The organism is Pseudomonas sp. GM_Psu_1 (assembly GCF_026544185.1).
GTDB classification, from domain to species: domain Bacteria; phylum Pseudomonadota; class Gammaproteobacteria; order Pseudomonadales; family Pseudomonadaceae; genus Chryseomonas; species Chryseomonas oryzihabitans.
In genome coordinates this window covers 1-12187 of record NZ_JALNUX010000026.1, presented here as the reverse complement: position 1 = coordinate 12187, position 12187 = coordinate 1, and the positions used below count along the sequence as shown (strand labels likewise).

Annotated in this window: 11 protein-coding genes and 1 pseudogene; 10 read left to right on the top strand and 2 right to left on the bottom strand. The window is 59.6% G+C overall.

Going from position 1 to position 12187, the window contains the following annotated elements; translation table 11 throughout:
• The 7 genes and pseudogenes from OXS31_RS23065 to OXS31_RS23035 all read left to right on the top strand — a co-directional run.
• Positions 1 to 355: pseudogene (locus tag OXS31_RS23065) on the top strand (4-deoxy-4-formamido-L-arabinose-phosphoundecaprenol deformylase); the annotation flags it as partial.
• Positions 352 to 1995: a phospholipid carrier-dependent glycosyltransferase gene (locus OXS31_RS23060; protein WP_267402302.1), complete on the top strand. Its 1644-nt coding sequence runs from the start codon at positions 352 to 354 to the stop codon at positions 1993 to 1995. The pseudogene OXS31_RS23065 and the gene OXS31_RS23060, both read left to right, overlap by 4 nt.
• On the top strand, positions 1992 to 2333 hold the full coding sequence (locus OXS31_RS23055; RefSeq protein ID WP_267402300.1) for an EamA family transporter: 342 nt from the start codon (positions 1992 to 1994) through the stop codon (positions 2331 to 2333). Before OXS31_RS23060 ends, OXS31_RS23055 begins: the two co-directional genes overlap by 4 nt.
• Positions 2330 to 2731, top strand: coding sequence for a hypothetical protein (locus OXS31_RS23050; protein WP_267402298.1), 402 nt, complete (start codon positions 2330 to 2332; stop codon positions 2729 to 2731). Before OXS31_RS23055 ends, OXS31_RS23050 begins: the two co-directional genes overlap by 4 nt.
• Positions 2728 to 4080 carry a UDP-glucose/GDP-mannose dehydrogenase family protein gene (locus OXS31_RS23045; protein WP_267402297.1) on the top strand — a complete coding sequence of 451 codons (1353 nt, stop codon included), beginning with the start codon at positions 2728 to 2730 and terminating at the stop codon, positions 4078 to 4080. Before OXS31_RS23050 ends, OXS31_RS23045 begins: the two co-directional genes overlap by 4 nt.
• Positions 4081 to 4136: 56 nt before the next feature.
• Entirely contained in the window at positions 4137 to 5783 is a 1647-nt protein-coding gene (locus tag OXS31_RS23040; protein ID WP_267402306.1) for a glycosyltransferase family 39 protein, read from the top strand.
• 51 nt (positions 5784 to 5834) lie between these two features.
• Positions 5835 to 7472: a glycosyltransferase family 39 protein gene (locus OXS31_RS23035; protein ID WP_267402304.1), complete on the top strand. Its 1638-nt coding sequence runs from the start codon at positions 5835 to 5837 to the stop codon at positions 7470 to 7472.
• Between the two features lie 445 nt (positions 7473 to 7917).
• On the opposite strand, the gene OXS31_RS23030 is transcribed toward OXS31_RS23035, so the two are convergent.
• Positions 7918 to 8142, bottom strand: coding sequence for a hypothetical protein (locus OXS31_RS23030; protein ID WP_267402296.1), 225 nt, complete (start codon positions 8140 to 8142; stop codon positions 7918 to 7920).
• Positions 8143 to 8603: 461 nt separating this feature from the next.
• On the opposite strand from OXS31_RS23030, the gene OXS31_RS23025 reads away from it, so the two are divergent.
• On the top strand, positions 8604 to 8960 hold the full coding sequence (locus OXS31_RS23025; RefSeq protein ID WP_267402295.1) for a hypothetical protein: 357 nt from the start codon (positions 8604 to 8606) through the stop codon (positions 8958 to 8960).
• A gap of 39 nt (positions 8961 to 8999) precedes the next feature.
• Here OXS31_RS23025 and OXS31_RS23020 read toward each other — a convergent pair whose 3' ends face one another.
• Positions 9000 to 9566, bottom strand: a complete 567-nt coding sequence (locus OXS31_RS23020; RefSeq protein WP_267402294.1) for a hypothetical protein — start codon at positions 9564 to 9566, stop codon at positions 9000 to 9002.
• Between the two features lie 429 nt (positions 9567 to 9995).
• Between OXS31_RS23020 and OXS31_RS23015 the strand changes: the two genes are divergently transcribed.
• On the top strand, positions 9996 to 11480 hold the full coding sequence (locus OXS31_RS23015) for a SulP family inorganic anion transporter (RefSeq protein ID WP_058792418.1): 1485 nt from the start codon (positions 9996 to 9998) through the stop codon (positions 11478 to 11480).
• Positions 11481 to 11492: 12 nt separating this feature from the next.
• The coding region (locus OXS31_RS23010) for a universal stress protein (RefSeq protein ID WP_267402292.1) at positions 11493 to 12187 on the top strand (695 nt) is incomplete at its 3' end.

Here is a 12187-nt window from a genome sequence, read left to right as displayed (position 1 = left end):
AAGCCTCTTCGTTCCTCGGTTGGAAAGTGGAGCTTTGGGCACTCCTCAGATCCCGGTAGACATGCCGACCTTCGATGAGGTGGTCGGCCCCGACCTTCCTGCTGCCGACTGGAACAGCTATCTGCTCAAGCGCTTCCGGCCGGGGGCGCTCAACGTCTACACCCTGCACGCTGAGGTGGAAGGCATCGCCTTCGCCGACGACTTCCGCGCACTGCTCAAGGCGGCGCGCGAGCAGGAAATCCATTTCGTACCCATGGGCGATCGCCTGCCCGAGGATCCACACAGGCTTCCAGAGGGGAAAGTTGTCCGCGGCAGTCTTGCGGGACGCCAGGGATGGTTAGGAGTGCAACAATGAGTCGAGTGCGTCTGCTGTTCTTACTGCCCGTGGCGCTACTAGCGTACGTGCTCCCCTTGAACTGGCGCGGTCTTTGGATTCCAGATGAATCGCGTTACGCCCAAATCGGCCAAGAGCTGTGGCGAAGCGGCGATTGGGTAGTACCCCATTTCCTGGGTCTGCCCTATTTCGAGAAACCCATCGGTGGTTATTGGACGCAGGCGATAGCTCAAGCCTTGCTGGGCGACTCGCTGCTCAGCGTACGGCTTGTACCCTTGCTAGCCGGCTTCGCCACAGCAGCTTTAGTTGTCCGCCTGACGCGTCTGATCTGGGGTGATCGGCAACTGGCGCTACTCGCCGGTGTGCTCTATCTGTCGTGCCTCGCCATAGCGGCGTCGGCCACCTATGTGACTCTGGACGCCCAGTTCGCCTTCTGGACGACGCTTTCGCTGCTAGCCCTCTGGCAGGCCCAAGCCGCTACTACCCTTGGCGTGGCCCTGCGCAATTGGGCATTGCTGGGCCTGGCCTGCGGCTGTGGTCTACTGACCAAGGGCTTTCTCGCCCTGGTACTACCTGTACTGATCGCCCTGCCCTTTTTCATCTGGCAACGCCGACTGCTGGAACTGATCTACCGTGGCCCCCTGGCCGTCATCGTGGCGGCGCTGGTCGTTTCGCCCTGGGCACTCTGGATAGCCCAGCGCGATGGCGACTACTGGAATTTCTTCTTCTGGCACGAGCACATCCAGCGGTTTGCCAGCGATGACGCCCAGCACGAGCGACCTTTCTGGTTCTACGGGCCGATTCTGCTGGTCGCCATCCTGCCTTGGACGGGCCTGCTCCCTCGCGCCCTGGGCAACCTCTGGCAGCAGCGCAGCCATACGGGGACTGCCTTCCTAGGGATCACCTTCATCAGTCAGCTGATCTTCTTCAGCCTCAGCCGCGGCAAGCTACCCACGTACCTTCTTCCAGCCATGGCGGCACTGGTACCCCTGCTGGCGCGTGTGCTTTTCGACGCCTATCAGGCCGGCCAATGGCGAGCACTGCGCCTCAACGGAATCTTCAACCTGCTACTGGGCGTCCTGGGATTCGGCGCTCTAATGGTGTTCGACGACCGAATCTATGGCGGCGCCGATAACCTGGCATGGGCGCTGGCACTACTGGCACCCATTGGCTTCGTCCTGGCTGGTCTGGGAGCTCTGCTTTGGCCTAGACAGACGGCGCTGGCCCCGGCCCTAGCGATCTGGCTGGTACTGCCGCTGCTCACCGTCGCCCTGCCCAAGGGCCTGGTCTACAACAAGCTGCCCAGCGTCTTCGTTCAGGATCAGCTACGCAAGCTGCAACCGGCCCATCTGCTGGTCAGTAATGACCTTGGCGTAGCGGCCAGCGTGGCCTGGGCAACTCGCCGCTCGGACGTCGTGATCGTCGGTGGCCCAGGAGAGCTGAAGTATGGTTTCGATCGCCGGCCCGACAGTGGTCGTCTGCTAGATGACGGCGAACTCCCGAACTGGATCGAGGAGCATCGTCGCGAAGGCTCCATCGCGGTGCTGCTGCGGATGAGTGGCGACAGTGACGACCGGCTGCTCGCGAGTCTACCGGCCACTTCGGACAAGATCGTCAACGAGCGTCTCGTCCTGCTGGTCTACCCGAGGACAGCGCGGTGACGACCACTGAAGTGACGTTGATCGTAGCCGTCATCCTGCTCACCAGCGCCAGTCAATTCGGGCAGAAAAAGGCCGCAACTGCAGGATCAGGATTTGCCGCTTTCATAAGCTCGAAATGGCTATGGCTAGCGCTGGCCTGCATGGGAACCGCCTTGCTGATCTGGTTCGCGGTGCTGCAACGCGTCCCGGTCGGCATCGCCTATCCGTTGCTGTCGCTCAATATCCTGGCCGTCACGCTCCTGGCGCGTGTGGCGTTCAACGAGCGGATCGGTCGCAGAGCCTGGTGGGGCTGCCTATGCATCGTCCTGGGCGCAGCGCTCCTGGGTGGGCAGGCATGAACAGCCTGGCTGCCCTCTTCGCCAGTATCGGGCTGACTGCCGCGGCGCAGTTGCTCATGCGCTATGCCCTGGTGCAATTACCTGCCGTGTCGAACTGGCCAACCGATCCCGGGGCGCTACTCAGCGCGGCGGGTGTGCAACTAGCCATTGGCGTGGGCTGCTATGGCCTGTCGATGCTGGCCTGGCTGATCGCCCTGGCGAAGATACCGCTGGGCCGGGCCTACGCCGCCTTGAGTCTTTCCTACGTATTGGTTCATCTCGGCGCCCTCTGGTTGCCAGGTGCTGCCGAGTTCACGTCCGCGCGCCCGCTACTGGGCATCGCGCTGATCGTGGTTGGCGTTGCGCTGGTTGGCAGCGATCGCGCCCCTGTCTCCTCCCCTATCAGGAATACCCTATGAACATCAGCGTATTCGGCATCGGCTATGTTGGCCTGGTGCAGGCCGCCGTCCTCGCAGAAGTCGGCCATCAGGTTGTGTGCATGGACATTGACCAGGCCAAAATCGACCGGCTCAAGCGCGGAGAAATCACACTGTACGAGCCTGGTCTCGAAGAACTGGTACGCAACAACCTCGCCGACGGTCGTTTGGAATTCACCCATGATGCGGCAACAGCGGTTGCACACGGCAGCGTTCAATTTATCGCGGTGGGTACCCCACCGGCTGCCGATGGTTCTGCCGATCTCACCGCGGTGTTCGCCGTGGCCGAAACCATCGCCCGCTTGCGTCTGGAGCATCGCGGCAGTGATCCCCTGCTGGTGGTCAATAAATCGACTGTCCCCGTCGGTACCGGTGATCGGGTACGCGCCATCATCGATGAAGTCCTGGTGGAGGAAGGTCGGACGCTGCACGTCGAGGTGGTCTCGAATCCGGAGTTTCTTAAGGAAGGCGCGGCCATCACGGATTGCAAGCGACCGGATCGTATCGTGGTCGGCACCGAGTCACCCGAGGCGCGCGAGCTGATGCGCGAACTCTATGCGCCCTTCAACCGCAACCATGATCGTATCCAGTTCATGGATATTCGCAGTGCAGAGCTCTCCAAATACGCCGCCAACAGCCTGCTAGCCACCAAGATCAGCTTCATCAACCAGATCGCCGAGGTGGCCGAGCGTGTAGGTGCCGACATCGAGGCTGTGCGTCTCGCGATCGGCGCTGATCCGCGCATCGGCAGTCACTTCATTTACCCCGGCTGCGGCTATGGCGGCTCCTGCTTTCCGAAGGATTTGCAGGCGTTGATCCGAACCGGCGAAGAACAGGGACTCTCCCTGGATCTGCTGCACGCGGTCGAGGCGATCAACGCCAGACAGAAATCGAAGCTTTTCAGACGTATCCACGGATACTTCAACGGGGAACTGCAGGGGCGCACCTTTGCACTCTGGGGCTTGGCGTTCAAACCGAACACGGACGACATGCGCGACGCGCCGAGTCGCGTATTGATGGAGGCCTTATGGGCTGCCGGTGCTCGCATACGCGCCTTCGACCCCGTGGCCATGGCCGAGGCGCAACGCCTATATGGTCATGCCGACCGCCTCGCCCTCATGGGCACGCCCGAAGCTACGCTCGCTGGAGCCGACGCCCTGATCATCTGCACCGAGTGGCAGCAGTTCAAGGCACCCGATTTCGACCTGCTTTATGAGCAGCTCAAGCAACCCCTGATCTTTGACGGCCGGAATCTCTACGACCCCGAGCGGATGGCCAAGCGCGGATTCGAGTACTTCGCCATTGGCCGCGGTAAGTCCCTCGCCGCCTGACACTGAATTTCCTTTGGATAGTGTTTTTGATGAAACCTCTGCAGTTATCCATCGACATGCCGTTGCGTCATGAGTCTCAGGGCAAGCTAGGCGTCGAGAGTCTGCTCGTCTTTGTAGCAGCGACGGTGCTCTTTACCCTCGGCATCTGGAATCAAGCCCCTCAAGGCTTTGATGGCCGGTGGGCAGTATTCCTCAACGAGATGTTCCGCCACGGGCCTTCATTCTTCGCCACCACCTATGGCCAGCCATATCCCGATTACCCTGGCACGGCGACCTGGCTGAGCTGGCTGGCCGCGCGAGTCATAGGTGCACCCAATCAACTCGCCAACGTACTGCCTACGGCCTTGGCCTCTGCCGGTGTTCTGGCCATTACCTACCGGATTCTCGCCGACCGCAGCCGGGCCTGGGCCCTGCTCACCGTGCTGCTGGTAGTGCTGACCCCTCAGTGGCTAGAAAAGGCGCGTGCCGTCTGCCTGGATCAAATGATCGCCCTCGTGGTACTGGCGTGTTTCTACCTGTTCTACCGCGCTGATCGTGATAACCACCCCGCGCTGCGCTTGCTTGTTTTTCCGCTTTTCGTACTGGGTTTCGCCATCCGCGGGCCTTTGGGACTGATCGAGCCCTGCGCCATCGTGAGCGTGTACTGGCTGGTAACTGCTTGGTGTGATCCGCAACGCAGACCGGCAGCTCTCCGCGGCCTGATCGGTTATGGCCTAGCTGGACTCATCCTGCTAGCCGCGTGCTGGTGGACACTGATGCAGCTCGCGCGCCTGGAAGGCGGTGACACCTTTGCGGCCGAGGTCTGGCAGATGCAGGTCACAGGACGTCTCGACGAGAGCGGCAAGCCGTTCTGGTATTACCTGCAGCTTGGCCTGTACCGCTATCTGCCGGTGATGCCGCTGGCATTACTGACCCTCTTCGCCTGGTGCCGGGAATTCCTTTTTAGCCCCGACACTGCCGACCGCCGTCAGCTCCTGTGGCTTGCGGGATGTGGGCTGATTATCTTGCTCGGCTTGTCCGTTCCACATTTCAAACGCGCTTACTACGTCGTACCGATGGTGCCCTTCCTGGCCGCAATCGCCGCCTTCGCGCTGATACAAGCAGAAGCACGTCTGCGTCGCATGGAAATTACCTATCGCACGCTCGTGGGCCTGCTACCCGCGCTGGCGATCGTAGCGCTGTTTGTTTGCCGCCACCTCTGGCAAAAACACGGCTACTGGCCAAACGTATCCCTATCGGGCCTGATTATTCTCTTCGCCGGCCTTCAGCTTGTGAGCTTCATGAAATGGCGCAGCCAGTACGGTACCAAGCGCCTATTGACCCTAAGCGCCCTCGCCTTCACGGCGCTCTGGGTAATGTTGGTAGCTGTAATTGAACCCGCCCAGGATCTGGAATACGAGACGCGAGGCTTTGTTACTCAGGTAGAAAGCTTGCGCGAACAGCAGCCGGGGCCCCTCGTGTTCTTTGGACTTGGCCAAGACACCTGGGCTATCCGCTACATCATGAACCTCGATCACGACGAGCAGCCGATCTTCGTAGGGCGCGATCAGGGCCCTCTACTGGATACCCTGCCGGCTGGTTCATGGATCGTGCTCGCACGGCAAGATCGGGAATTACTTGCCGGCACCGCTCTGGAAAAGCTCCAGCCCGTGTTGGAACGCCGTCTGAATGGCAATCCCTGCTTGGTCTATCGGCTTCCCTAACTGGGCTTCGCACCAATGAAAACTCTGCAAATATCCATCGACGCGCCGTCGATGACACGCTCCAAAGCTAAAATCAGGGTCGAATGCCTGCTGGTCTTCATCGCAGCAGTCGCACTCTTCACCCTAGGGATCTGGGATCAAGCGCCGCAAGGCTTTGATTATCGATGGGCGCTGTTTCTGAAAGAAATGTTTCGCCATGGCCCATCGTTCTTCGCCACGACCTACGGCCAGCCCTATCCCGATTATCCTGGCACGGCGACCTGGCTGAGCTGGCTGGCCGCGCGAGTCATAGGTGCACCCAATCAACTCGCCAACGTATTGCCCACGGCCCTGGCCTCTGCCGGTGTTCTGGCCATTACCTACCGGGCTCTCGCCGACCGTAGTCGGGCCTGGGCCCTGCTCACCGTGCTGCTGGTCGTGCTGACTCCTCAGTGGCTGGAAAAGGCGCGTGCTGTCTGCCTGGATCAGATGGTGGCGCTCGTGATGATGACGTGCTTCTACCTGCTCCACCGCGCCGATCGCGATAACAGCCCCACGCTGCGCCTGCTCGTCTTTCCGCTCTTTGTCCTAGGCTTCGCCATCCGTGGCCCCCTAGGCCTGGTAGAGCCCTGCGCCATCGTGACCGTGTACTGGCTAGTGATTGCCTGGTGCGATGCGCACCGCAGATCGGCTGCATTACGCAATCTGATTGGCTATGGCGTAGCCGGGCTCATCCTGCTGGCCGCATGCTGGTGGACGCTGATGCAACTGGCCCGCCTGGAAGGCGGCGAGGCCTTCGCTGCTGAGGTCTGGCAGATGCAGGTCAAGGGGCGCCTGGACGAGAGCGGGCAACCCTTCTGGTTCTATCTGCAGCTGGGCCTGTATCGCTATGTGCCAGTAATGCCGCTGGCGCTACTGACCCTCTTGGCCTGGCGCCGGGAATTGCTGTTCAGCCCAGACAAACCCGAACGCCGCCAGCTCCTGTGGCTGGCCGGGTGTGGCCTGATCGTTCTGATCGGCTTGTCCATCCCCAACTTCAAACGGGCCTACTACGTAGTGCCCATGGTGCCCTTCCTCGCCGCCATTGCCGCATTTGCGCTGATTCAGGCGGCAGCGCGGCTGCGCTGGATGGAGATGGCCTATCGCACCCTGGTGGGCGTGCTACCCGGGCTTGTGCTCGTGGTTGTGCTGGTTGGCCATCATCTCTGGCAAAAGCAAGGTTATTGGCCAGACGTTTCGTTGGCGGGTCTGATCCTCTTCTTCGTTGGCCTGCAGCTTGTGGCCTTCGTGAAGTGGCGTACTACCGTCAGTGTGCGGCGCCTGCTGAGCCTGAGCGGAGTCGCCTTTGCGGCCCAATGGCTCATGCTGATTGCGGTAGTTGAACCCATCCAGGACGTGGAATACGACACCAGAGGCTTCGTAACCCAGGTCGAAGGGTTGCGCGCCCATCAACCGGGGCCGCTGGTGTTCTTCGGCATTGGCCAAGACAGCTGGGCGATTCGCTACATGATGAACCTGGATCACGACGAGCAGCCGATCTTCATTGCGCGCGAGCAGAAAGCGCAGCTGGATGCACTTCCGGCTGGAGCCTGGCTGATACTTGCCAGACAGGACCACGAGCTGCTGGCAGGCACACGACTGGAGAAGCTCCAACCCGTACTGGAGCGCCGCCTGAATCGGAATCCTTGCTTTGTCTATCGGATTCCTTGAAGTCGCTTTGAAGGCTCGATGACGAAAAATTATATATCGTCTACTAATTAAAATGAGGTATCTGCTAGATCCATGGCAGACTGCCGGCCGGATGATGCGTCCCCCTGATTCGCTAGTAGGTGATTGCTCGCCATTCTCGTCGCGATTACAGTCCGGTCGCAGCCCATGATGATTCAAAGCGGCGTGGAGGCCTTACTCTCCAACAGAAGCGATACACCTTGCGGATACTTACCGATGGCTACCCCACTGATTCACGCCGCGGACACATATCGGCATATAAAGTGTTTCGGCGGCTACGGCTTTCCCAAGTCCCATACTGTCACGTTCCATTCGCGCTACTCACCTACGCCAATTGCTGGTTCAAATGCCACCAGCCGGCCGCCATTGTTACACTTGAATCGAGGCTAGGGGTTGAGCATGCCTGCCTAAATATCCGATATTGGGCCTACTGTACGCGCGCCTTGAGTAATGCAGCAACACTGCCCATTGCCATGACATCCAGCGCCTGAGCCACTGTCGTTTCATAAGACGCTGGCAACCCTTCCGGCGTAACTATTTTTATTAGCAGCCTATCGTCAGGATCTTGAGCAATCTCTACTTCTACTTGGAACTCTTCTGGAAAATAACCCTTGATGTATCGTAAAAAGCGAGAGCAATAGGCAGCCCGCATAGTATTCCCTCACAATATCATCGACAGATTTTAGATGCTTAGACTAGGCTACCAGACGCTCTTTGGCAACTGAATCTGCAACAAAAAGAAACAATTTTGCCACCGCTCTAAGATGCTGCTTGTCTCCAACACCAGCCCTACTCCCTTTAAATTTCAGAGTAACCGGTTGCCTTAACTACGCACATAATCTATAGCTACCTATAAATCCCAACCATGTTGCTATGGCGATAGGCATTTATAGATATGGATCAGGACAAAGGTATTAGGTTCGACTGGGAAAATCTAAGTTTTGACCTAGCCGCAATGACAAACTCTTTCGGCTCACAAGGACAATTCACTGTCTGCGCTTCAGGTATATTAGAGACCTTTTCGACTGACTTTGAGCCATATCCAAACTGGCAGATTGAAAGCATTAATCTAGGGCACTTTTCTTTTTTTTGCGAATTCCCTTGGATCACTAATTGCGTCCGCAGCGCCTTGAAAGAAAAAAGGGCGTCATTAGAATTTCGCAGTATGAAATGCACGCGATCCGAATATCAATCCGTGATCATTGGGGAAATCTGATATTTTCAGCCAAATTTGATCCAAAGTACGATGAAGTGGATTGGATTGCCCCTTGTCGCTCTTCCGATGAGGAACAAGCGATCTCGGAATCTATAAAAAGTATCTTAGCCGAAGCCAAATTTGAACGAGAATGGAAAAACCACGTAGTTGCGAAAGAACTTGAAGCTTACGCACACTTACTTTCTGGCAAGATAACTCATCCCAAATGGCGAGACCCAATGCTTTCTCTATTAAGCCGAAAGCGCAATTCCTAACAACTTCAAGCCGGCAAAATCCAGACACACCCTCAAGTTTTATGCGAAGCTCGCGCACTCATTTCTAGGATACGGTGTGCCATTAACTGTCCTGTGCTCGGACAGTTGACCAGCCCAACTCACAGCTTGAAAAGGATCTTCATTCGGCTGACCTGCACTCAAGCTGGAAGCTGCGACTATATCGGCATCAAAATCAATTGGATGGCGATTCACAATCGCCTCGAGTGCAGTACGGGGCACGCCGTCCTGTTCGAGGTCTGAGCGGGGTAGCATGCCCGGCCTATAGCAAAGGGTCCGCTGGACAGCGCCGATCAAGCCGTCAGCGCGAAGACATTTAACGATGGCATGCGGAAGCTGCCGTGTGCGCCGAAGAGTCACCACAGTAGTGGCAAGCACATCTAGAATTTCTTCCTCAGCAGTGGAAAAAGGGTCACCTTTCAACCGCGCTTTTTTGATTAGATAGCGTCGGGCCAGATTATGTGCGTGCCGATCAAGCTCGGCTCGAACTTTCATGTCGATGAGGCCGCGTGCGGTCAGGCTATTCTCCAGCGCTATGAGGTATTCCCAGTCGATTGTCTGCGAAATCTGAGCGATCACTCGATCCATAGCTGCTATCCCTGCATGTTGAGAACGATCGCATTTTGATAGCACATCTTCCGCGTGCGATCACTGCCGTCTATCCGCTCCCCAATGCGATTGACGTTTGCCGGTATTCCTCAAATACATCGTTTTCCGTTGCGGCACGTAGGATGCCGTAGCGCTTGCTGCGTGGGCAGTGGCTTCATTTGTACCGGGCCGCTGGTCCCGACGCAGGTGCAGTACTCACTGCAGATCGGCTAGTATTGCGATATGCACCTACTGCAATCGTACTGCGAAGCCAGTCCCCCATAGCTCGCGCCTTCCTCGTCCTTGCCCTGCTGCAAGGACTTCTGTCGTCTTGTCGCGCCCGCGACGTGGCGGCTGCCACCCTGAAATCCACGCCTGATCCGGCGTTTGCCACCTGCTCGACGGGTCAGGCACAGGTGCGAGTTATCTATGTTGCATACCCTCAAGACGCATTGGTTCTCCAATGTGAAGAACGATGTGCTGTCCGGCCTGGTGGTCGCCCTGGCGCTCATCCCGGAAGCCATCGCCTTTTCCATCATCGCCGGGCTCGATCCCAAGGTAGGGCTCTACGCCTCCTTCTGCATCGCCGTGGTGATCGCCTTCGTCGGCGGTAGGCCGGGGATGATCTCGGCGGCCACGGGCGCCATGGCGCTGCTGATGGTGACTCTGGTCAAGGAACACGGCCTGCAGTACCTGCTGGCCGCCACCCTGTTGACCGGGGTGCTGCAGATCGCCGCCGGCTATCTGCGCCTGGGCGCACTGATGCGCTTCGTGTCCCGCTCCGTGGTGACGGGTTTCGTCAACGCCCTGGCGATCCTGATCTTTCTCGCCCAGTTGCCCGAGCTGACCCATGTCGGCTGGGAGGTCTACGCCATGACCGCCGCCGGGTTGGGCATCATCTATCTGTTCCCCTTGTTGCCGGTGGTGGGCCGGATGCTGCCGTCGCCGCTGGTCTGCATCCTGGTGCTGACCGCCGTCTCCCTGGCCTTGGGCCTGGATATCCGTACGGTGGGCGACATGGGGCAGTTGCCCGATACCCTGCCGGTACTGCTCTGGCCGCAGGTGCCCCTGACCCTCGACACCCTGCTGATCATCCTGCCCTATTCGCTGGCGCTGGCCGTGGTCGGCCTGCTGGAGTCGCTGATGACAGCCACCATCGTCGATGACATCACCGACACGCCCAGCGACAAGAATCGCGAGTGCAAGGGGCAGGGGATCGCCAACATCGCCGCCGGCCTGCTGGGTGGCATGGCAGGCTGCGCCATGATCGGCCAGTCGGTGATCAACATGAAGTCCGGTGGCCGCACGCGGCTGTCCACCCTCTGTGCAGGCGTCTTCCTGCTGCTGATGGTGGTGTTCCTAGGCGACTGGCTCGCGCGCATCCCCATGGCGGCCCTGGTCGCGGTGATGATCATGGTGTCCATCGGCACCTTCAGCTGGGATTCGATTCGCAATCTGCGGCGCCATCCACTCTCCACCAACCTGGTGATGGTGGCTACCGTGGTGGTCGTGGTCGCTACCCACAACCTGGCGCTCGGCGTGCTGGTCGGGGTCTTGCTGGCCTCGCTGTTCTTTGCCAACAAGGTGGGGCATCAGCTGACCATCACGTCCCGCCTGGAGGCGCCCGGCGTACGCCGCTACGAGGTACAGGGCCAGGTGTTCTTCTCGTCCACCGCGGCCTTCCTCGCCGCCTTCGATTTCAAGGAGGTGCTCGACGAGGTGCGCATCGACCTCAAGGCGGCCCAGTTCTGGGACATCACCGCCGTCGCCGCCCTGGACAAGGTCGTGCTCAGGTATCGCCGGGAAGGCGTGACCGTGCAGGTGCTCGACCTCGACCAGGCCAGCGCGACCCTGGTCGATCGCTTCGGCATCCACGACAAGCCGGGGGCCGGCAGCGAACTGCTGGGCCATTGAGGAGAGACACCCATGAGCAAGATCATCGCCTGTATCGACGGCTCGCCCCTGGTGGGCAGTGTCTGCGACCACAGCGCCTGGCTGGCCCACCGCCTGGCGCTGCCCATCACCCTGCTGCACGTCTTGGAACGCAGCCTCTATCCGATCTCACCTGACACCAGCGGCGCCATCGGCCTCGGCTCGCGCGAGCACCTGCTCGAAGCGCTGGCCCGGTTGGACGAGCAGCGTGCCCGCCTGGCGCGGGCCGACGGCGAGGCGCTGCTGGCCGGGGCCCTGCAGCGTTTGCACGAGCGGGGTGTGGCGACGGCGCCGACGACGCTTCAGCGCCATGACTATCTGGCGGATACCCTACGCGAACTGGAGGCCGAGCTGGGCGTGCTGGTGATCGGCAAGCGCGGTGAGCACTCCGGCAGTCGTGGCATCGGCAGCCAGCTGGAAACGGTGGTGCGGATGCTGCACAAGCCCATCCTGGTCTGCGCTACCGATTTCATCGAGCCCCGGCGCTTTCTGGTCGCCTACGATGGCAGTGAAACCACTCACCAGGGTCTGTTGCGCGTCGCCAAGAGTCTGCTGCTGTCGGGGCTCGAGGGCGAGATCCTGCAGGTCGGCGACACCACCCCGGCCCGGCTGGCCGGACTGGAAGCCGCTGCGGATCTCTTGAGGTCCTGTGGCAGCACGGTGACGACGCATCTCGTTGCCGGGCATCC